General features: G+C 52.0%; 16 protein-coding genes. 12 read left to right on the forward strand and 4 right to left on the reverse strand.

From position 1 onward, the window contains the following. Positions 1-340: 340 nt before the first annotated feature. The 4 genes from pdhR to lpdA all read left to right on the forward strand — a co-directional run bounded on the left by pdhR (position 341) and on the right by lpdA (position 7,434). Entirely contained in the window at positions 341-1,105 is a 765-nt protein-coding gene (gene pdhR, locus OGX95_RS20390; protein WP_137383704.1) for a pyruvate dehydrogenase complex transcriptional repressor PdhR, read from the forward strand. 164 nt (positions 1,106-1,269) lie between these two features. Beyond that, a complete protein-coding gene (gene aceE, locus OGX95_RS20395; protein ID WP_286630766.1) occupies positions 1,270-3,933 on the forward strand; it encodes a pyruvate dehydrogenase (acetyl-transferring), homodimeric type in 2,664 nt (887 codons plus the stop codon). 14 nt (positions 3,934-3,947) lie between these two features. After that, positions 3,948-5,834: a pyruvate dehydrogenase complex dihydrolipoyllysine-residue acetyltransferase gene (gene aceF / locus OGX95_RS20400; RefSeq protein WP_286630767.1), complete on the forward strand. Its 1,887-nt coding sequence runs from the start codon at positions 3,948-3,950 to the stop codon at positions 5,832-5,834. A gap of 175 nt (positions 5,835-6,009) precedes the next feature. Continuing rightward, a complete protein-coding gene (gene lpdA / locus OGX95_RS20405) occupies positions 6,010-7,434 on the forward strand; it encodes a dihydrolipoyl dehydrogenase (RefSeq protein ID WP_286630835.1) in 1,425 nt (474 codons plus the stop codon). Between the two features lie 111 nt (positions 7,435-7,545). On the opposite strand, the gene OGX95_RS20410 is transcribed toward lpdA, so the two are convergent. Continuing rightward, the gene (locus OGX95_RS20410) at positions 7,546-8,340 is read right to left on the reverse strand and encodes a DUF2950 family protein (protein WP_286630768.1); all 795 of its coding nucleotides are present in this window, start codon (positions 8,338-8,340) and stop codon (positions 7,546-7,548) included. Between the two features lie 9 nt (positions 8,341-8,349). Further along, the gene (locus OGX95_RS20415) at positions 8,350-9,987 is read right to left on the reverse strand and encodes a DUF3300 domain-containing protein (protein ID WP_286630769.1); all 1,638 of its coding nucleotides are present in this window, start codon (positions 9,985-9,987) and stop codon (positions 8,350-8,352) included. A 405-nt stretch (positions 9,988-10,392) separates the two neighbouring features. Here OGX95_RS20415 and acnB point away from each other — a divergent pair, with 405 nt between their 5' ends. Both acnB and yacL read left to right on the forward strand, forming a co-directional pair. Beyond that, positions 10,393-12,990, forward strand: coding sequence for a bifunctional aconitate hydratase 2/2-methylisocitrate dehydratase (gene acnB / locus OGX95_RS20420; protein WP_286630770.1), 2,598 nt, complete (start codon positions 10,393-10,395; stop codon positions 12,988-12,990). Between the two features lie 174 nt (positions 12,991-13,164). Continuing rightward, positions 13,165-13,527 (forward strand): protein YacL, encoded by a 363-nt coding sequence (gene yacL, locus OGX95_RS20425; protein WP_286630771.1) that lies wholly within the window; start codon positions 13,165-13,167, stop codon positions 13,525-13,527. A 59-nt stretch (positions 13,528-13,586) separates the two neighbouring features. Here yacL and OGX95_RS20430 read toward each other — a convergent pair whose 3' ends face one another. After that, a complete protein-coding gene (locus OGX95_RS20430; protein WP_001295568.1) occupies positions 13,587-13,934 on the reverse strand; it encodes a YacC family pilotin-like protein in 348 nt (115 codons plus the stop codon). A 153-nt stretch (positions 13,935-14,087) separates the two neighbouring features. Between OGX95_RS20430 and cueO the strand changes: the two genes are divergently transcribed. The 3 genes from cueO (at position 14,088) to hpt (ending at position 18,316) form a co-directional block, all read left to right on the forward strand. Then, complete coding sequence (gene cueO / locus OGX95_RS20435) at positions 14,088-15,692, forward strand: multicopper oxidase CueO (RefSeq protein WP_286630772.1); 1,605 nt, start codon at positions 14,088-14,090, stop codon at positions 15,690-15,692. 153 nt (positions 15,693-15,845) lie between these two features. Beyond that, positions 15,846-17,501, forward strand: coding sequence for a methyl-accepting chemotaxis citrate transducer (gene tcp / locus OGX95_RS20440; RefSeq protein WP_286630773.1), 1,656 nt, complete (start codon positions 15,846-15,848; stop codon positions 17,499-17,501). A 278-nt stretch (positions 17,502-17,779) separates the two neighbouring features. Continuing rightward, on the forward strand, positions 17,780-18,316 hold the full coding sequence (gene hpt / locus OGX95_RS20445; protein WP_003018658.1) for a hypoxanthine phosphoribosyltransferase: 537 nt from the start codon (positions 17,780-17,782) through the stop codon (positions 18,314-18,316). 93 nt (positions 18,317-18,409) lie between these two features. Here the strand turns inward: hpt and can are convergent, their stop codons facing one another. Beyond that, a complete protein-coding gene (can, locus tag OGX95_RS20450; protein WP_003018654.1) occupies positions 18,410-19,072 on the reverse strand; it encodes a carbonate dehydratase in 663 nt (220 codons plus the stop codon). Positions 19,073-19,180: 108 nt separating this feature from the next. On the opposite strand from can, the gene OGX95_RS20455 reads away from it, so the two are divergent. The 3 genes from OGX95_RS20455 to OGX95_RS20465 all read left to right on the forward strand — a co-directional run bounded on the left by OGX95_RS20455 (position 19,181) and on the right by OGX95_RS20465 (position 21,416). Continuing rightward, entirely contained in the window at positions 19,181-20,107 is a 927-nt protein-coding gene (locus tag OGX95_RS20455) for an ABC transporter ATP-binding protein (RefSeq protein ID WP_286630774.1), read from the forward strand. Next, the gene (locus OGX95_RS20460) at positions 20,104-20,874 is read left to right on the forward strand and encodes an ABC transporter permease (RefSeq protein ID WP_003829467.1); all 771 of its coding nucleotides are present in this window, start codon (positions 20,104-20,106) and stop codon (positions 20,872-20,874) included. The genes OGX95_RS20455 and OGX95_RS20460 overlap by 4 nt, the downstream gene beginning before the upstream one ends. A 101-nt stretch (positions 20,875-20,975) precedes the next feature. Further along, positions 20,976-21,416, forward strand: coding sequence for a PTS sugar transporter subunit IIA (locus OGX95_RS20465; RefSeq protein WP_286630775.1), 441 nt, complete (start codon positions 20,976-20,978; stop codon positions 21,414-21,416). The last annotated feature ends 5 nt before the right edge of the window (positions 21,417-21,421 follow it).

Here is a 21,421-nt window from a genome sequence, read left to right on the forward strand (position 1 = left end):
CATTTGTAAGCGCGAGTTTATCTACCACAAAATTTCCAATTTGAATTTTTATTCAAAAATAGTGATTGATAAATCGATAAATAAGCAGGTGAATCGGTTCAGATAATATATTTTTTCGTTTCAATTCGGTTAAAACTACCTCGGGATGGGTAAATTTAACATTTGTGCATAGTTACATGTTTGAAACGTTATTTCTGTAATGTTGTTAAAATATGCCTCCTTTACTGATTTCAATCAAAACCTGTATGGACAGAAGGTGAATACTTTGTTACTTTAGCGTCAAGAACATGAAATTGGTAAGACCAATTGACTCCGGGCAAATGGCTTAAGACAGGAAATCATGGCCTACAGCAAAATCCGCCAACCAAAACTCTCCGATGTGATTGAGCAGCAGCTGGAGTTTTTAATTCTTGAGGGGACACTTCGCCCCGGAGAAAAACTCCCACCGGAACGCGAGCTGGCAAAACAGTTCGACGTTTCCCGCCCCTCCTTACGTGAGGCGATCCAACGCCTCGAAGCGAAGGGCTTACTGCTTCGTCGTCAGGGCGGTGGCACTTTTGTTCAGAGCAGCCTGTGGCAGAGCTTTAGCGACCCACTGGTAGAACTGCTCTCCGACCATCCTGAATCCCAGTTTGACCTGCTCGAAACGCGCCATGCGTTGGAAGGTATTGCGGCATATTACGCCGCACTGCGCAGCACGGATGAAGACAAAACGCGTATCCGTGAACTCCATCAGGCGATCGAGCTTGCTCAACAGTCCGGCGATCTTGACGGTGAATCTGATGCAGTACTTCAGTATCAAATTGCTGTCACCGAAGCGGCACATAATGTGGTACTGCTCCATTTGCTAAGGTGTATGGAGCCGATGCTGGCCCAGAATGTCCGTCAAAACTTTGAATTGCTGTATGCGCGTCGCGAGATGCTGCCGCTGGTAAGCAGTCACCGTACCCGCATTTTTGAAGCAATTATCGCCGGGAAGCCGGAAGAGGCGCGTGAAGCGTCGCACCGTCACCTGGCATTTATCGAAGAGATTCTCCTGGACAGAAGCCGTGAGGAAAGTCGTCGTGAACGCGCCTTACGCCGCCTGGAGCAACGAAAGAATTAGTGATTTTTCTGGCAGAACGTTAACCAGAAGATGTTGTAAATCAAGCGCGAATGTAAAGCGCGGCAACTAAACGCAGAACCTGTCTTATTGTGGTCTCGCGAGCGAGAACACAATGGGACAGGTTCCAGATAACTCAACGTATTAGATAGATAAGGAATACCCCCATGTCAGAACGTTTCCCAAATGACGTGGATCCGATCGAAACTCGCGACTGGCTACAGGCGATCGAATCGGTCATCCGTGAAGAAGGTGTTGAGCGTGCTCAGTATCTGATCGACCAACTGCTTTCAGAAGCCCGCAAAGGCGGCGTGAAAGTAGCGGCAGGTGCAGGGGCCAGCAATTATGTAAACACTATTGCCGTTGAAGATGAACCGGAATACCCGGGCAATCTGGAGCTGGAACGTCGTATTCGTTCTGCTATCCGCTGGAACGCCATCATGACCGTACTGCGTGCGTCTAAAAAGGATCTTGAGCTGGGTGGCCATATGGCATCCTTCCAGTCCTCCGCAACGGTATATGATGTTTGCTTCAACCACTTCTTCCGTGCACGCAACGAGCAGGACGGTGGCGATCTGGTGTACTTCCAGGGTCACATCTCCCCGGGCATCTACGCACGCGCATTCCTGGAAGGTCGTCTGACTGAAGAGCAGATGAACAACTTCCGTCAGGAAGTCCATGGTAAAGGCCTGTCTTCCTACCCGCACCCGAAACTGATGCCGGAATTCTGGCAGTTCCCGACCGTATCTATGGGTCTGGGTCCAATCGGTGCTATCTACCAGGCTAAATTCCTGAAATATCTGGAACACCGTGGCCTGAAAGATACCTCTAAACAAACCGTTTACGCTTTCCTGGGCGACGGCGAGATGGATGAGCCAGAATCTAAAGGTGCGATCACCATCGCGACCCGTGAAAAACTGGACAACCTGGTCTTTGTTATCAACTGTAACCTGCAGCGTCTTGACGGCCCGGTCACCGGTAACGGCAAGATTGTCAACGAACTGGAAGGCATCTTCGCGGGTGCTGGCTGGAACGTGATTAAAGTCATGTGGGGCGGTCGTTGGGATGAGCTGCTGCGTAAAGACACCAGCGGTAAACTGATCCAACTGATGAACGAAACCGTTGACGGTGACTACCAGACCTTCAAATCCAAAGACGGCGCTTACGTTCGTGAGCACTTCTTCGGTAAATACCCGGAAACCGCAGCACTGGTTGCTGACTGGACTGACGAGCAGATTTGGGCTCTGAACCGTGGTGGTCACGATCCGAAGAAAGTCTACGCTGCACTGAAAAAAGCGCAGGAAACCAAAGGCAAAGCAACTGTAATCCTCGCCCATACCATCAAAGGTTACGGCATGGGTGACACTGCCGAAGGTAAAAACATCGCTCACCAGGTTAAGAAAATGAACATGGACGGCGTGCGTTATATCCGCGACCGTTTCAATGTGCCAGTAACCGATGAGCAGGTTGAAAACCTGTCTTACATTACCTTCCCGGAAGGTTCTGAAGAACATACCTATCTGCACGCTCAGCGTCAGAAACTGCACGGTTACCTGCCTGCTCGTCAGCCGAACTTCACCGAGAAGCTGGAACTGCCGGCGCTGGAAGACTTCGGTGCGCTGCTGGAAGAGCAGAACAAAGAAATCTCCACTACCATCGCTTTCGTTCGTGCCCTGAACGTGATGCTGAAGAACAAATCGATCAAAGATCGTCTGGTTCCGATCATCGCTGACGAAGCGCGTACTTTCGGTATGGAAGGTCTGTTCCGTCAGATCGGTATTTACAGCCCGAACGGCCAGCAGTACACCCCGCAGGACCGTGAGCAGGTTGCATACTATAAAGAAGACGAGAAAGGTCAGATCCTGCAGGAAGGTATCAACGAACTGGGTGCTGGCGCGTCCTGGCTGGCTGCTGCAACATCTTACAGCACCAACGATCTGCCGATGATCCCGTTCTACATCTACTACTCCATGTTCGGGTTCCAGCGTATCGGTGACCTGTGCTGGCAGGCAGGTGACCAGCAGGCTCGTGGCTTCCTGATCGGTGGTACTTCTGGTCGTACGACGCTGAACGGCGAAGGTCTGCAGCACGAAGATGGTCACAGCCATATTCAGTCTCTGACTATCCCGAACTGTATCTCTTACGATCCGTCTTACGCGTACGAAGTTGCGGTCATCATGCATGATGGTCTGGAGCGTATGTACGGTGAGAAACAAGAGAACGTTTACTACTACATCACCACGCTGAACGAAAACTACCACATGCCGGCAATGCCAGCAGGTGCCGAGGAAGGTATCCGTAAAGGTATCTACAAACTCGAAACCCTCGAAGGTAGCAAAGGTAAAGTTCAGCTGCTGGGCTCCGGTTCTATCCTGCGTCACGTCCGTGAAGCAGCACAGATCCTGGCGAACGACTACGGTGTAGGTTCTGACGTATACAGCGTAACGTCCTTCACTGAACTGGCGCGTGATGGCCAGGATTGTGAGCGTTGGAACATGCTGCACCCGATGGAAACTCCGCGCGTTCCGTACATCGCTCAGGTGATGAACGACGCTCCGGCAGTGGCATCGACTGACTATATGAAACTGTTTGCCGAACAGGTTCGTACTTATGTACCGGCTGATGATTATCGCGTACTGGGTACTGACGGCTTCGGTCGCTCTGACAGCCGTGAAAACCTGCGTCACCACTTCGAAGTTGATGCTTCCTACGTGGTTGTAGCGGCTCTGGGCGAACTGGCTAAACGTGGTGAAATCGATAAGAAAGTGGTTGCTGACGCAATCATCAAATTCAATATCGATGCAGATAAAGTTAACCCGCGTCTGGCGTAAGAGGTAAAAGAATAATGGCTATCGAAATCAATGTACCGGACATCGGGGCTGATGAAGTTGAAATCACCGAGATCCTGGTCAAAGTGGGCGACAAAGTTGAAGCTGAACAGTCGCTGATCACCGTAGAAGGCGACAAAGCCTCTATGGAAGTTCCGTCTCCTCAGGCTGGTATCGTTAAAGAGATCAAAGTCTCTGTTGGCGACAAAACTGAGACCGGCAAACTGATCATGATTTTCGATTCCGCCGACGGTGCAGCAGCAGCTGCACCTGCTCCGGCAGAAGAGAAGAAAGCAGCCGCTCCGGCCGCGGCACCCGCTGCAGCAGCGGCAAAAGACGTACACGTACCAGACATCGGCGGTGACGAAGTTGAAGTTACCGAGATCATGGTTAAAGTGGGCGACACCGTTGCGGCTGAACAGTCTCTGATCACCGTAGAAGGCGACAAAGCGTCTATGGAAGTTCCGGCGCCGTTCGCAGGAACCGTTAAAGAGATCAAAATCAACACTGGCGACAAAGTGTCTACCGGCTCCCTGATTATGGTCTTCGAAGTCGCAGGCGCAGCGCCTGCTGCTGCACCGGCTCAGGCTGCTGCTCCTGCTGCAGCGGCAGCTCCGGCGGCAACGGGTTCTAAAGAAGTTAATGTACCGGATATCGGCGGTGACGAAGTTGAAGTGACCGAAGTGATGGTCAAAGTGGGCGATAAAATTGCCGCTGAGCAGTCACTGATCACCGTAGAAGGCGACAAAGCGTCGATGGAAGTTCCGGCACCGTTCGCAGGTACCGTGAAAGAAATCAAAATCAGCACCGGTGATAAAGTGAAAACCGGCTCTCTGATTATGGTCTTCGAAGTTGAAGGCGCTGCACCTGCTGCTGCACCGGCACAAGCTGCGGCACCGGCTCCGGCCGCTGCACCGGCACAAGCTGCTCCTGCTCCGGCTGCAAAAGCGGAAAGCAAATCTGACTTCGCAGAAAACGACGCTTACGTCCACGCAACTCCGCTGATCCGTCGCCTGGCACGCGAATTTGGCGTGAATCTGGCGAAAGTGAAAGGTTCAGGTCGTAAAGGCCGTATCCTGCGCGAAGACGTTCAGGCATACGTGAAAGACGCGGTTAAACGCGCTGAAGCTGCACCAACTGCTGCTACTGGCGGCGGAATCCCGGGCATGCTGCCTTGGCCGAAAGTTGACTTCAGCAAGTTTGGTGAAATTGAAGAAGTGGAACTGGGCCGTATCCAGAAAATCTCTGGTGCTAACCTGAGCCGTAACTGGGTGATGATCCCGCACGTTACCCACTTCGATAAGACCGATATCACCGATCTGGAAGCGTTCCGTAAACAACAGAACGCCGAAGCTGAGAAACGTAAACTGGACGTGAAATTCACCCCAGTGGTCTTCATCATGAAAGCGGTTGCTGCCGCTCTGGAACAGATGCCTCGCTTCAACAGTTCTCTGTCTGAAGACGGTCAGCGTCTGACCCTGAAGAAATATATCAACATCGGTGTTGCGGTAGATACCCCGAATGGTCTGGTTGTTCCGGTCTTCAAAGACGTGAACAAGAAGAGCATTACCGAGCTGTCTCGTGAACTGACTGTGATCTCCAAGAAAGCACGTGATGGCAAGCTGACCGCTGGTGAAATGCAGGGCGGTTGCTTTACCATCTCCAGCATCGGTGGCCTGGGTACTACCCACTTTGCACCGATTGTGAACGCGCCGGAAGTGGCTATCCTCGGTGTCTCCAAGTCCTCTATGGAGCCAGTGTGGAACGGTAAAGAGTTTATGCCGCGTCTGATGATGCCGATTTCGCTCTCCTTCGACCACCGTGTAATCGACGGTGCAGATGGTGCGCGCTTTATCACTATCATCAACAACATGCTGTCTGACATTCGCCGCCTGGTGATGTAAGCGAAAAAGCCGGCCCGACGGCCGGCTTTTTTCTGGTAATCTCATGAAGTCAGTGGGGTTATTGTGCGAAAGACAAATCGGTTGCCGTTTGTTGTTTCAAAATTGTTAACAATTTTGTAAAATACGGGCGGATAGAACGACCCGGTGGACGACGGGTATAAATTAAGAGGTCATGATGAGCACTGAAATCAAAACTCAGGTCGTGGTACTTGGGGCAGGCCCGGCAGGTTACTCTGCTGCCTTCCGTTGCGCAGATTTAGGTCTGGAGACCGTCATCGTAGAACGTTACAGCACCCTTGGTGGTGTTTGTCTGAACGTCGGCTGTATCCCTTCTAAAGCGCTGCTGCACGTAGCAAAAGTTATTGAAGAAGCCAAAGCACTGGCTGAACACGGTATTGTTTTTGGCGAGCCGAAAACTGATATCGACAAGATTCGTACCTGGAAAGAAAAAGTTATCACTCAACTGACCGGCGGTCTGGCGGGTATGGCCAAAGGCCGTAAAGTGAAAGTGGTTAACGGTCTGGGTAAATTTACCGGGGCGAACACCCTGGAAGTTGAAGGTGAAAACGGTAAAACCGTCATCAACTTCGACAACGCAATCATCGCGGCGGGTTCCCGTCCGATCCAGTTGCCGTTCATTCCGCACGAAGATCCGCGCGTATGGGACTCCACTGACGCGCTGGAACTGAAATCCGTACCGAAGCGTATGCTGGTTATGGGTGGCGGTATTATCGGTCTGGAAATGGGTACCGTGTATCACGCGCTGGGTTCAGAGATTGATGTGGTTGAAATGTTCGACCAGGTTATCCCAGCTGCCGATAAAGACGTGGTGAAAGTCTTCACCAAACGCATCAGCAAGAAATTCAACCTGATGCTGGAAACCAAAGTGACTGCCGTTGAAGCGAAAGAAGACGGTATTTACGTTTCCATGGAAGGCAAAAAAGCGCCTGCTGAAGCACAGCGTTACGACGCCGTACTGGTGGCTATCGGTCGTGTACCGAACGGTAAAAACCTCGACGCAGGCAAAGCGGGCGTTGAAGTTGATGACCGTGGCTTCATCCGCGTGGACAAACAACTGCGTACCAACGTACCGCATATCTTTGCTATCGGCGATATCGTCGGTCAGCCGATGCTGGCGCACAAAGGTGTTCATGAAGGTCACGTTGCCGCTGAAGTTATCGCCGGTAAGAAACACTACTTCGACCCGAAAGTTATCCCATCCATCGCGTACACTGAACCAGAAGTTGCATGGGTTGGCCTGACTGAGAAAGAAGCGAAAGAAAAAGGCATCAGCTTTGAGACCGCCACCTTCCCGTGGGCTGCTTCTGGTCGTGCTATCGCTTCCGACTGCGCAGACGGTATGACCAAACTGATTTTCGACAAAGAATCTCACCGTGTTATCGGTGGTGCAATTGTCGGTACCAACGGCGGCGAGCTGCTGGGTGAAATTGGTCTGGCGATCGAAATGGGTTGCGACGCTGAAGATATCGCACTGACCATCCACGCTCACCCGACTCTGCATGAGTCCGTGGGCCTGGCGGCAGAAGTGTTCGAAGGTAGCATCACCGACCTGCCAAACCCGAAAGCGAAGAAAAAGTAATCTTCCCGCTTTTGTGAAAACGCCTCTTCGGAGGCGTTTTTTTTTGCCTAAAACGTCACCGTAATTTCCCCGGCAGACGCTTTATGACGTGATAACCAACGCGTTGATTGTTCAGGGGGCTACGGGATGCCAGATTTTTTCAGGGCTGTACTCAGTCATCGCCAGCGCTTTCTGTTGCGATGCTTCGCCAAGGTTGGCCTGATATACATTGTCATCGCCGCTAATCATAAAGCTCATCACCCCGGTGTGACCGTAGCTAATGGGCCATGCAACCATGGCAAAACCACTGGCTTTGTCCGGCAGTATGCGGAAACGATAACCGTGATAACCCGTGCCGGGTTCTTGTGGGCTGAAGGCGGGTCCCAGAGGGCTTGGCGCTTCGCCTGGTGCGACTGGCCAGTATAGCCCATCTTTTTTACCTTCGCTGCTGACAATTTTTTGCGCATACGACTTGTTCAGCGCGTAATAGCTTTGCTGCGCGTCAACGTAGGCATGCAGTGCTTCGATTGCTGAAAGCTCGTTGCGACCGATCGTTCGGGTGAGGATCTCCTCCTGGGCTTCGGTCATATCGAACGCCCAGCCTTTGCTGGTTTTCACCATCGGTATGGGTAATTGCCAGTCATCTTGCCCCACGTTGAGATGCGCCATATTGTCCTGCATCACAATGTGATGGCTCACCTTCCAGTCGCGATTAAAGCGTGCCACCGCTTCCGGATCGGCCCCTTCTGGTGGCAAAAAATGTCGCCAGTTTTCGCCCAGTAGCGCCGTGAGCTGCTTTTCATTTTGCTGCGCCACCGCAGCGGCAAATGCACTGGCCGCTTCTTCGGGGGAGGTGAACGCCTGTTGCGCATAGCTCACCAGCGGCAAGGAGAGCAACAGGGCGCTTAACATCATTTTTTTCATCATCGGCTCCGGTTAACGACGGCGAAATTCGTGGTGCTCAGACAAATTCTCACGTGCCGCAGCACGCTGCCCGCTGTTGAGGTTGCTCGCACGACGGCTTTCCTGCCCACGTAGTTGCTGGGACTGCCACGACGGTGAGCGACTGTCATTCCCGCTGAAGACGTTTGAATGCGTATTCTGACGTGAGGCCAGACGTTGTTGAGAGTTGGATGATTCAACGCGTTGGCGAGCGGTTTCCCTTTGCTGCTGTGAAACCGGATGCTGCTGAGCTTTTGACTTCAGTTCAGAGCGGTGCTGTTGTTGCGTAGTGGATTTATTCAGCGTCTTCTGTGCTGCTTCACGACGGCTGTTGTTTTGTGTTTCGTCATAGCCACGATAGTTATTGCGCTGGGCAATTTGATTGAGTTGTGAAGAGGCGGCTTTGCGTTGAGCATCCCGCGATGTTTGACCCGACAGGTTTGCCGGGGAGGTCTGGCTACGCTGTTGGAACTGCGTCATTGCAGCCTGACGCTGGCTGTCTCGTGTGGCTGTGGTGGCCGGTGTATGTTGAGTGGCACTTAATCCCCCACTAACGTTGGTCTGATGAAAACGTTGTGCGACCGCGTCGTTCTGGTAAGGCACGCCGTTACGGTACGCAGGGTTGTGCTGCCAGGCAATGTTTTGTCCTTTCAGGTTTTGTCCGGAGATATGGTTGAAATTGTTAACATCAATATTGATGTTATCTCCGTTGTGCTGGTAGCCATTACCGCCGTGAGGGCCGTCATGGTCATGGTAGTCATCATCATGGTGATGGTCGTCGTCATCCCAGTCGATGTTACTGAACAATGCATAGGTCGTCGCAACGCCCAGACTATAGCCGAAACCTTTGACGAAGCTATCGGCAAACTGCTCTCCCGGGGGGGGCGGCAGATAGACGGGCGGGTAGGCAGTATTAGGCCAGCTGCCGTAAACAATGGTTGGATTGTAGTTCGGCACATATACCACCTGTGGATCGGTCGGCTCAATTTTGATAACCGTCGATGTGGGGGCGCTGCTGGTCACTTTCGTCGTTGATGATGATGGCGTCTGAACCACCGTTGTTTTCTGGGTGTTCGTGACCGTTTGCTGTGGTGTGGATTTTAGCGAGCCTGTTTGCTGGGCCAGCAAACGCAGACGCTGTACGGCATCCATCACGTCCTGTGGTTGTGCCAAAAACGCATTCCCCAGGTTTTGTACCCAGTCAGGGTTTTCGCCCATCAGAGCCATCAGTTGCGGAAATGCCACCAGCGACTTCACGCTGGGGTCCCATGACTGGCCGGACACTGCCTGAATGGCGGCGTCACCTTGCAGTGTCGGATTATCACGAGACCACTGAACCGCCTGCACCACGTTCGATGGATACGTTGAGGCCATCAACACCTGAGAAAGTAACGGGTCAGGGTAGAGCGCAACAGGGGCGACCCACTGATCGAGTTGAGCTGTGGTATACGTTGTTGCCGCAACCGGGGCTACTGCGGGAGCCGCCGCAACGGGCGGTGGAGGCGCTACTGCCGGGGCAGGCTGCGAGGGGGTTTCTGGTGTGCGGCTGTTTACAAACAGTACGCCCGCACCGACAAATAACCCTGCACTGCACGCCAGAGCAATGATATGGGGCTTAAAGGGCAACGTCATTTTATCTCTCCCGACTCATTAAGAATCGTCATCGTCATTATGCCTGCCGCCAGTGGGTGCAGTGTTCCGTGAGTATAAAGAGACAATAGTTTAATTTTTGACGAATCTTGGGATCGTTAACGCAAGTTTATTGTCAGGGAGCGAAATAATGTGACTAAACATTGCTGGCGAAAATTATCATTCCCCTTCTGCCATTGCGAAGAGCATTAGACCATCCTTAACGATTCAGCCAATTTTTTATGTTGCTTTTTTGTAAACAGATTAACACCCAACGAAAATCCTGTTATTGTGCCTTTTGCGGTACCGGGCATTTACCCTACTAACTGCTGTCTCACAGGAGCGTGAAGAGAATCGCCCATATACAAAAACGCCGCATTATGACAATGAGAGCGAGGAGATATCGTCGTGCTAGAAGAATACCGTAAGCACGTAGCTGAGCGTGCCGCCCAGGGGATTGTGCCGAAACCCTTAGACGCAACCCAAATGGCTGCACTTGTCGAGCTGCTGAAGACCCCGCCTGTGGGCGAAGAAGAATTCCTGTTAGACCTGTTGATTAACCGCGTTCCCCCTGGTGTAGATGAAGCCGCTTACGTTAAAGCCGGTTTTCTCGCCGCTGTCGCTAAAGGTGACACTACCTCTCCGCTGATCACGCCAGAAAAAGCCATCGAACTGCTGGGTACCATGCAGGGCGGTTATAACATTCATCCGTTGATTGATGCGCTGGACGATGCAAAACTGGCGCCGATTGCCGCCAAAGCGCTCTCATCAACCCTGCTGATGTTTGATAACTTCTACGATGTAGAAGAAAAAGCCAAAGCTGGCAACGAATATGCTAAGCAGGTGATGCAGTCCTGGGCTGATGCCGAATGGTTCCTGAACCGTCCTGCTCTGGCTGATAAAATCACCGTTACCGTCTTCAAAGTGACGGGTGAAACCAACACTGATGACCTGTCTCCGGCCCCGGACGCGTGGTCTCGCCCTGATATTCCGCTGCACGCCCTGGCGATGCTGAAAAACGCCCGTGAAGGTATCGAGCCGGATCAGCCGGGTGTTGTTGGCCCGATCAAACAGATCGAAGCATTACAGAAAAAAGGTTACCCGCTGGCCTATGTGGGGGACGTTGTCGGTACCGGTTCTTCGCGTAAATCTGCGACCAACTCCGTGCTGTGGTTTATGGGTGATGATATCCCTCATGTACCGAACAAGCGTGGCGGTGGTTTGTGTCTGGGTGGCAAAATTGCCCCCATTTTCTTCAACACTATGGAAGATGCGGGCGCGCTGCCAATTGAAGTGGACGTAAGCAACCTGAACATGGGCGACGTGATTGACGTTTACCCGTTCAAGGGCGAAGTGCGTAACCATGAAACCGACGAACTGCTGGCTTCCTTCGAACTGAAAACTGATGTACTGGTTGACGAAGTGCGCGCTGGTGGCCGTATTCCGCTGATCATCGGTCGTGGTTTGACTACCAAAGCGCGCGAAGCGCTGGGCCTGCCGCACAGTGATGTATTCCGTCAGGCAAAAGATGTGGCGGAAAGCAACCGTGGTTACTCTCTGGCACAGAAAATGGTGGGTCGCGCATGCGGCGTGAAGGGTATTCGTCCGGGCGCGTACTGCGAACCGAAAATGACCTCTGTGGGCTCTCAGGATACCACTGGCCCAATGACCCGTGATGAACTGAAAGACCTGGCGTGCCTGGGCTTCTCTTCTGACCTGGTGATGCAGTCGTTCTGCCATACCGCTGCGTATCCGAAACCCGTTGACGTGACCACCCACCATACTTTGCCTGACTTCATCATGAACCGTGGCGGCGTGTCGCTGCGTCCGGGTGATGGCGTAATCCACTCCTGGCTGAACCGTATGCTGCTGCCGGATACCGTAGGTACCGGTGGTGACTCCCATACCCGTTTCCCAATCGGTATCTCTTTCCCGGCGGGTTCTGGTCTGGTGGCGTTCGCGGCTGCGACGGGTGTGATGCCGCTGGATATGCCGGAATCTGTTCTGGTGCGTTTCAAAGGCAAAATGCAGCCGGGTATCACCCTGCGTGACCTGGTTCATGCCATCCCGCTGTACGCGATCAAACAAGGTCTGCTGACCGTTGAGAAGAAAGGCAAGAAAAACATCTTCTCTGGCCGCATTCTGGAAATTGAAGGTCTGCCGGATCTGAAAGTTGAGCAGGCATTCGAACTGACCGATGCGTCCGCTGAGCGTTCCGCTGCCGGTTGTACCATCAAGCTGAACAAAGAGCCGATCGTTGAATACCTCAGCTCTAACATCGTTCTGCTGAAATGGATGATTGCAGAAGGTTACGGCGATCGCCGTACGCTGGAGCGTCGCATTCAGGGTATGGAAAAATGGTTGGCGGATCCGCAGCTGCTGGAAGCCGATGCTGACGCCGAATACGCGGCAGTGATCGACATCGATCTGGCGGATATCAAAGAGCCGATCCTGTGTGCACCGAACGATCCGGACGACGCGCGTCTGCTGTCTGACGTGCAGGGCGAGAAGATTGACGAAGTGTTCATCGGTTCCTGCATGACAAACATTGGTCACTTCCGTGCCGCTGGTAAACTGCTGGATGCGCATAAAGGCCAGTTGCCGACGCGTCTGTGGGTTGCTCCACCAACGCGTATGGATGCGGCACAGCTTACCGAGGAAGGCTATTACAGCGTCTTTGGTAAGAGTGGGGCGCGTATCGAGATTCCTGGCTGTTCACTGTGCATGGGTAACCAGGCGCGTGTGGCAGACGGTGCGACAGTCGTTTCTACCTCAACCCGTAACTTCCCGAACCGTTTAGGTACAGGGGCGAACGTCTACCTGGCTTCTGCAGAGCTGGCGGCGGTTGCTGCGCTGATCGGTAAACTGCCGACAGCGGAAGAGTATCAGACCTATGTGGCGCAGGTAGATAAAACGGCCGTGGATACTTACCGGTATCTGAACTTCGACCAGCTCTCTCAGTATACCGAGAAAGCAGATAGCGTGATTTTCCAGACTGCGGTTTAATTCGCGACCACATTTAGCGTAAAAACGCATCAATGCCCGAAGAAGCTGACTTCTCCGGGCATTTTTATTTCTATTCCTTATACCCGCTACACTTTTTTTCTGCCGCGCTGCTGCGATAATTACAGCAAGGTGCAATGCGGTATTGGCGCATTGCCGGGAGCAGAGGAAGACATTATGGATTACGAATTTCTGCGCGATGTTACCGGGCGGGTTTTAGTGCGTATGTCCATGGGCCATGAAGTCGTAGGGCACTGGTTTAATGAAGAAGTGAAAGAGAACCTGGCCTTGCTTGATGAAGTGGAACAGGCGGCGCGTGCGGTAAAAGGCAGTGAACGTTCCTGGCAGCGGGCAGGGCATGAGTATACGCTCTGGCTGGATGGCGAAGAGGTTATGGTTCGCGCCAATCAACTGGAGTTCACGGGCGATGAAATGGAAGAAGGAATGAATTACTACGACGAAGAGAGTTTATCTTTGTGCGGCGTCGAGGATTTCCTGCAGGTGGTGGCGGCATACCGCGAATTCGTCCAGCAGAGATAATTATACCACCGGATGCGTCTTTATAAGCCGGATAAGCGTCAGTGCCATCCGGCATAACATTATTTAACGTAAGCCAACAGGCTCAGGGAATCGCGCGCCAGCGCTTTGCATTTTTTCGCGACCGGAATACCAATACCGCTCAAATCGCGATAGCTGTCTTCACCGAGTGCTTTCATATCGAAGGTATCGTAATTACTGAGGTCCCACTGGTTCTGTTGAGCAAAAAAGACCAGTGCGCGACGTATCTGCCCGTTGGGCAAATTCTGGTAGCCACAGTCATTTTTCAGAAAAACAAAAACTGCCGTTAAATCGGCCATATCTTCGGCTTCGGATTCACTCAGCGCGTAGCTATTTGCGCATACTGCCATCAGGCTGCCGAACAAAACTGTTCTGAAAAACGTCTTCATTGCTTCTACCACTGCATCACGGAAATTAAACGTTAGCACACTGCGAGCGAAGCGACGACCTTTATTATCAGCCGTTCACTTGACCTTCCCGTAGGGGGAGGGCTTATGCTTAAAAGATAGCCTGCTTAAGCTGCTGAATATAAGGAAATGAATATGCAACGTCGTGACTTTTTAAAGTACTCCGTGGCGCTGGGCGTCGCGTCAGCTTTACCTTTGTGGAGCCGCACTGTTTTTGCGGCTGACCGTCCTGCGTTACCCATTCCTGACCTGTTAACTGCGGATGCTTCTAATCGCATACAGCTGATTGTGAACGCTGGGCAGTCGACGTTTGCGGGGAAAACAGCCACCACCTGGGGATATAACGGTAACATGCTCGGACCCGCGGTAAAACTGAATAAAGGTCAGGCGGTGAGTGTGGATATCCATAATCAACTGGCTGAAGAGACGACGTTGCACTGGCATGGGCTGGAAATCCCTGGAGAAGTCGATGGCGGGCCGCAAGGCGTTATTCCGGCAGGTGGGAAGCGTTCAGTGACCTTCACTCCTGCGCAACGGGCAGCAACCTGTTGGTTCCATCCGCATCAACATGGGAAAACCGGACATCAGGTTGCGATGGGCCTGGCTGGGTTGGTACTGATTGAAGATGACGAGATCCGCAAACTACTGCTACCAAAGCAGTGGGGTATCGACGATGTGCCGGTGATTATTCAGGACAAACAGTTTTCAGCTGACGGGCAAATTAATTACCAGTTGGATATGATGACCGCCGCCGTCGGTTGGTTTGGCGATACGCTGCTAACCAATGGGGCGATTTACCCACAACATGCCGCACCACGTGGCTGGTTGCGCCTGCGTCTGCTGAATGGCTGTAACGCACGCTCGCTTAATATCGCGACCAGCGATAACCGTCCCCTGTATGTGATTGCCAGTGATGGTGGATTGTTAGCTGAGCCGGTAAAAGTGACTGAACTGCCGATGCTGATGGGTGAGCGTTTTGAGGTATTGGTGGATGTGAGCGACGGAAAAGCCTTTGATTTGGTCACTCTGCCGGTGAGCCAGATGGGAATGGCGATCGCGCCATTTGATAAGCCACATCCGGTGATGCGTATTCAACCGCTGCTTATTACCGCCTCCGGGACACTGCCGGATACACTGACCACCCTGCCGGCCCTGCCTTCTCTGGATGGACTGACGGTGCGTAAACTGCAACTGTCGATGGACCCGATGCTCGACATGATGGGCATGCAGATGCTGATGCAAAAGTATGGCGATCAGGCAATGGCCGGAATGGATCACGGGCAAATGATGGGCCATATGAACAGCAGCAACATGAGCCACGGCAATATGAATCACGGCAATATGGGCAGCATGAAGCAGGGGGATATGAGCAATATGAAACATGGCGGGTCGTTTGATTTCCACAACGCCAATCGGATTAATGGCCTGCCCTTTGATATGAATAAACCGATGTTTGCCGCGACGAAAGGCCAGCATGAACGCTGGGTAATTTCCGGTCAGGGTGACATGATGCTGCATCCGTTCCATATTCACGGCACGCAGTTCCGCATCCTGTCTGAGAATGGCAAAGCACCGGCCACGCATCGCGCAGGCTGGAAGGACACCGTGCGTGTCGAAGGTGGCGTCAGCGAGGTGCTGGTGAAGTTTGACCACGACGCGCCGAAAAAACATGCCTATATGGCGCACTGCCATCTGCTGGAGCATGAAGACACCGGCATGATGCTCGGTTTTACGGTTTAAACAACAAAGTCTCTTCGCTTACCCGGCCTACGGGGTATTTCTCGTAGGCCGGTGAAGGCGCCCCCCTGCATATTCTGCCATTGAACATAAAGTAATCGCCTTTGGGGCCGATAATCATCATGTACCCAATGTGAGTTCAATGGATGAAAAAACGTGATTAAAAATATTCGTGTTATTACCGGTATCCTGCTGGTTCTCGCCATTTTCTGTTTACTGCAGGTTGTTACGGGAAGCCTGTTTTATTCTGCGGTAAACAATGACAGGCATAATTTCCAGAACTCAGGCACCCTCAACGCTCAGCAAGAAAACCTGAGTGACAGCGTCAATACGTTGATTAAAACCCGTGTTACGGTGACGCGCGTCGCCATCCGCTTTTTAAAAAATCAGCGCGATCCCGCCTCTTTAGCCGCGATCAACACGCTGCTCAATACCGCCAGTGATTCAATGAAGAAGGCTGAAGGCTATTTCGCCCAGTATCAGGGATTACCACAGGTTACAGGGCAAGATCCGCAGATCGCCAGTGAAATGGAAAAGCAGTATCGCCAGATGCACGAAGTGATGAAATTATCGATTGAGTATCTGCGAGCGAATAACTATCAGGCCTATGGCGATCTTGATGCTCAGAAAGCGCAGGATGAAATGGAAGCGAGCTATGACCACTGGCGAAACGAGAATAATACGCTGCTGCAGCACGCTTCTGCGGAAAATCAGCTCAGTTTTTCCCGTATGCAGTGGACGCTGGGAGGTATCGTTCTGGTTGTGCTGATCGTACTGGGTATGATCTGGAGCGGGCTGCAACACATCCTGCTTAAGCCGCTGGCGCAGATTATGGCGCATATTCGCGTCATTACCGGTGGAGACTTAACCCATAAGCTTAATGTTGAAGGTCGCAACGAAATGGGCAGACTGGCGATGGGGTTGGAAGAGATGCAACAGTCGCTGATTTCGACCGTCACTGCCGTACGTAATAGCTCGGAATCAATTCATACCGGGGCCGCTGAAATTTCCTCGGGCAACAACGACCTTTCTTCGCGCACCGAGCAGCAGGCGGCCTCGCTTGAGGAAACAGCCGCCAGCATGGAGCAGTTGACTGCGACAGTGAAGCAGAATACGGACAATGCGAAACAGGCGACCCAATTGGCGAAAAACGCCTCTGATACTGCCGCTCGCGGTGGTCGTGTTGTTGATACCGTTGTTCATACGATGAGTGAAATAGCAGACAGCTCGCAGCAAATCGCGCAGATCACGAACGTTATCGACAGTATTGCATTCCAGACCAACATTCTGGCGCTGAACGCCGCGGTAGAAGCGGCCAGAGCAGGAGAACAGGGGCGCGGCTTTGCGGTTGTCGCCGGTGAAGTCCGGACTCTGGCTAGCCGTAGTGCCCAGGCCGCAAAAGAGATCAAAGCGCTGATTGATAATTCAACCCACTGTGTAGGCATGGGATCGCAGCAGGTTTCGGATGCAGGTAAAACCATGGCTGAAATTGTCGCGGCGGTGACCCGTGTGACCGATATCATGGGTGAAATTGCGTCTGCTTCTGAAGAGCAGAGTCGGGGGATTGAACAGGTTAGCCTCGCGGTTTCGCAAATGGACAGCGTTACCCAGCAAAACGCCGCGCTGGTGGAGGAGTCTGCTGCTGCTGCTGCCTCACTGGAACAACAGGCCGAGCAGTTGCGGCAGGCCGTTGCGGTATTTCGTATTACCCGCGAGAAGGCGGTAAGCGGGGCACGAAAACCACCGCAGGTGTCTCCACGTCAGGAGCGTATTGTCTCTACTACCCAGGATCAACATTGGGAAACGTTCTGACCTGAAAAAATCCGATTTTGTTCACGCTAAAAGCCGGGTTCGTTGCCCGGCTTTCGTGTATTCAGTGCACGTTAGAATGCGTGTGCAGGTTCTCTTACTAACTATCAGAGGAATGCGGTCTCTTTGCTGGTATACTTCACCCACTGAATTGTTTGTATGCTGTCGCAAGTTTTGTGATTAGTGCGAGCCACCGCCTCTCTGTCGGTGTATCAAGGTAAGCGCTTTCTTTCGATTTGCATGATGTGTTAACTGATAAAAATCAGTGAGTTATTTCTTTTATGAAACATACTGTAGAAGTCATGATCCCGGAAGCGGAGATCAAAGCGCGTATTGCCGAATTGGGACGCCAGATTAACGAGCGTTACAAGGACAGCGGCAGTGATATGGTGCTGGTAGGCCTGTTACGCGGTTCATTTATGTTTATGGCTGACCTGTGCCGTGAAGTGCATGTCTCCCACGAAGTCGATTTCATGACCGCCTCCAGCTACGGCAGCGGAATGTCCACCACACGTGATGTTAAAATCCTCAAAGACCTGGATGAAGACATTCGTGGCAAAGACGTGCTGATTGTTGAAGATATCATCGACTCCGGCAACACGCTGTCAAAAGTGCGTGAAATCCTGAGCCTGCGTGAACCTAAATCTCTGGCGATTTGTACGTTGCTGGATAAACCTTCTCGCCGTGAAGTGAATGTACCGGTCGAGTTTATCGGTTTCTCCATTCCAGATGAGTTCGTTGTTGGCTACGGCATTGACTATGCACAACGTTATCGCCATCTGCCGTATGTTGGCAAAGTTGTGCTGCTGGACGAGTAATGGGCTGAAGCGCCTGATGGCGCTTCGCTTATCAGGCCTACGGCGCTGATTTGTAGGCCGGGTAAGGTGTAACCGCCACCCGGCAATATCATATTACTTATGGTTGCTGTGCTTCTGGCTGAGGTTCGACAACCCCTGTCGGTAGCGTTGTTCCAGTGTTTCGCGGCTGGTTGCCGTGACGTCCAGATCGCGCAGCAGACCATCATGAATACCGTAAGCCCATCCGTGAATCGTCACTTTCTGACCGCGTTTCCAGGCTGAACGCATGATTGTCGAATGGCCCAGGTTATAGACCTGCTCCATGACATTCAGTTCGCACAGGGTGTCCATGCGACGTTCCTGCGGCATTTCGCCCAGTAGAGAACTGTGTTTAAACCAGATATCGCGGATATGCAGCAACCAGTTATCAATCAGCCCCTGTTCTTTATTTTCAATGGCTGCCTGGACGCCGCCGCATCCATAGTGGCCACAAATAATAATGTGTTCCACTTCCAGCACATCCACCGCATACTGAACCACTGAGAGACAGTTCAGGTCGGTGTGAATAACCAGATTGGCCACATTACGGTGAACAAATAATTCACCCGGCTCGAGACCGGTTAAACGTTCAGCGGGAACGCGGCTATCGGAACATCCAATCCATAGAAAACGCGGATTTTGTGCATGTGTCAGCGTTTCAAAAAATCCGGGATCCTCTTCTACCAGCATCTTTGACCATAGTGCATTGTTGCTGATAAGTGTATCTATGTCTTTCATGGAGTTGTACAACCCGAAGCCAGATAAATTCGATGGGCTAATATAGGGTAACTCCAGCATTATTTAAACTATATATAAAATGTCAGAACGTAAGGTAAGTAAAAAACCATGACCATTGCTCTGGAACTTCAACAACTTAAAAAAACCTATCCCGGTGGCGTTCAGGCGTTGCGTGGCATAGATTTGCAAGTCGAAGCGGGTGATTTCTATGCGCTGCTAGGTCCCAATGGCGCGGGGAAGTCCACCACCATCGGTATTATCAGCTCGCTGGTGAATAAAACCTCCGGGCGAGTAAGCGTCTTCGGGTTCGATCTTGATAAAGATACGGTTAACGCCAAGCGTCAGCTTGGGCTGGTGCCGCAGGAGTTCAACTTTAACCCGTTTGAAACCGTGCAGCAGATCGTAGTGAACCAGGCGGGTTATTACGGTGTTGAGCATAAAGAGGCGGTTAAACGTAGTGAAATTTATCTAAAACAGCTCGACCTGTGGGAAAAACGCAACGAGCGGGCTCGTATGCTTTCCGGCGGAATGAAGCGCCGCCTGATGATTGCCCGTGCGCTGATGCATGAGCCAAAGTTGCTTATCCTCGATGAACCCACTGCCGGTGTAGATATTGAGTTGCGCCGCTCAATGTGGGGCTTTTTGAAGGATTTAAACGATAAAGGTACGACGATTATTCTGACAACCCACTATCTCGAAGAAGCGGAAATGCTGTGCCGTAATATCGGTATTATTCAGCATGGTGAGCTGGTAGAAAATACCTCGATGAAGAATCTGCTCTCCAAGCTTAAATCTGAGACGTTTATTCTCGATCTGGCGGCGAAAAGTCCGCTACCTAAGCTGGAAGGCTATCAATACCGTCTGGTTGATACCTCAACGCTGGAAGTTGAAGTGCTGCGCGAGCAGGGGGTGAACAGTGTGTTCTCGCAGCTGAGCGCTCAGGGTATTCAGGTATTGAGTATGCGGAACAAGGCGAACCGGCTGGAAGAGCTGTTTGTTTCTCTGGTGCATGAAAAACAAGGAGAGCGCGCATGATGCAGCTTTACTGGGTCGCGCTGAAAAGCATCTGGGCGAAAGAGATCCACCGCTTTATGCGTATCTGGGTGCAAACCCTGGTACCGCCCGTTATCACCATGACGCTCTATTTTATTATCTTTGGTAATTTGATTGGCTCACGGATCGGTGAAATGCACGGCTTTAGCTACATGCAGTTTATCGTACCGGGGCTTATCATGATGGCGGTGATTACCAACTCGTACGCCAATGTGGCGTCGTCATTTTTTAGTGCCAAGTTTCAGCGTAATATCGAAGAACTGCTGGTTGCACCGGTACCGACGCACGTTATCATCGCCGGTTTTGTCGGCGGTGGTGTGGCACGCGGTCTGTGTGTTGGCATTCTGGTCACGGCCATTTCACTGTTCTTTGTTCCGTTCCAGGTGCATTCCTGGGTCTTCGTGGCGCTGACGCTGGTGCTAACGGCGGTACTGTTTTCGCTGGCGGGCTTACTGAACGCGGTTTTCGCCAAAACCTTTGACGATATCAGTCTGATCCCGACCTTCGTGTTGACGCCGCTGACCTATCTGGGGGGCGTTTTTTATTCGTTAACGCTGCTGCCGCCATTCTGGCAGGGACTGTCGCACCTGAACCCGATTGTCTACATGATTAGCGGGTTCCGTTACGGCTTTCTCGGCATTCACGATGTGCCGCTGGTGACGACGTTTGGTGTGCTGGTGGTGTTTATCGCCGCGTTTTATTTACTGTGCTGGTATCTGATTCAGCGCGGTCGCGGGCTGCGCAGCTAACTCCTTTTCCTCTCCCCGAACGGGAGAGGAAACTTTTGATGTTTATCACCCTTACATATTGATCACCCTGATAAACTACTTGCCTGCTAAGGAGGTAGGCAATGCTAGGTTGGGTGATTACCTGTCATGACGATACGGCACAGGATATGCTGCATCGTCTGGAAAAAAAGTTCGGCCCGCAGGCGCAATGCCAGGCGGTGAGTTTTTGGCGTGGGCTAAGTGCGAATATGTTAAGCCGGATGATGTGCGATGCTTTGCATGCCACAGACTCTGGTGAGGGCGTCATCTTTCTGACGGACATTGCTGGCGCTGCGCCATACCGCGTCGCGTCGCTGATGAGTCATAAGCATCCCCAGTGTGAAGTTATTTCCGGTATCAGCTACGTATTGCTGGATCAAATGCTATTGTCGCGGGAATCTTTGAGCAGTTCTGCCTTTCGTGACCGTATTGTGGCGCTTGGTGGGCCTGACGTTTCGAGTCTCTGGCATCAACAACAGAAAAATCCACCTTTCGTATTGCTGCATGATTTGTATGCGTGTTAATCATT

It is taken from the genome of Citrobacter sp. Cu233 (genome assembly GCF_030332225.1).
Classification (GTDB): domain Bacteria; phylum Pseudomonadota; class Gammaproteobacteria; order Enterobacterales; family Enterobacteriaceae; genus Citrobacter.

Bases quoted from the DNA above. Each gene is read 5' to 3' on its own strand.
- OGX95_RS20410 (WP_286630768.1), bottom strand. From the start codon at position 8,340: ATGATGAAAAAAATGATGTTAAGCGCCCTGTTGCTCTCCTTGCCGCTG.
- OGX95_RS20455 (WP_286630774.1), top strand. From the start codon at position 19,181: ATGACCATTGCTCTGGAACTTCAACAACTTAAAAAAACCTATCCCGGT.
- aceE (WP_286630766.1), top strand. From the start codon at position 1,270: ATGTCAGAACGTTTCCCAAATGACGTGGATCCGATCGAAACTCGCGAC.
- cueO (WP_286630772.1), top strand. From the start codon at position 14,088: ATGCAACGTCGTGACTTTTTAAAGTACTCCGTGGCGCTGGGCGTCGCG.
- aceF (WP_286630767.1), top strand. From the start codon at position 3,948: ATGGCTATCGAAATCAATGTACCGGACATCGGGGCTGATGAAGTTGAA.
- OGX95_RS20430 (WP_001295568.1), bottom strand. From the start codon at position 13,934: ATGAAGACGTTTTTCAGAACAGTTTTGTTCGGCAGCCTGATGGCAGTA.
- OGX95_RS20465 (WP_286630775.1), top strand. From the start codon at position 20,976: ATGCTAGGTTGGGTGATTACCTGTCATGACGATACGGCACAGGATATG.
- yacL (WP_286630771.1), top strand. From the start codon at position 13,165: ATGGATTACGAATTTCTGCGCGATGTTACCGGGCGGGTTTTAGTGCGT.
- can (WP_003018654.1), bottom strand. From the start codon at position 19,072: ATGAAAGACATAGATACACTTATCAGCAACAATGCACTATGGTCAAAG.
- OGX95_RS20460 (WP_003829467.1), top strand. From the start codon at position 20,104: ATGATGCAGCTTTACTGGGTCGCGCTGAAAAGCATCTGGGCGAAAGAG.
- OGX95_RS20415 (WP_286630769.1), bottom strand. From the start codon at position 9,987: ATGACGTTGCCCTTTAAGCCCCATATCATTGCTCTGGCGTGCAGTGCA.
- hpt (WP_003018658.1), top strand. From the start codon at position 17,780: ATGAAACATACTGTAGAAGTCATGATCCCGGAAGCGGAGATCAAAGCG.
- lpdA (WP_286630835.1), top strand. From the start codon at position 6,010: ATGAGCACTGAAATCAAAACTCAGGTCGTGGTACTTGGGGCAGGCCCG.
- pdhR (WP_137383704.1), top strand. From the start codon at position 341: ATGGCCTACAGCAAAATCCGCCAACCAAAACTCTCCGATGTGATTGAG.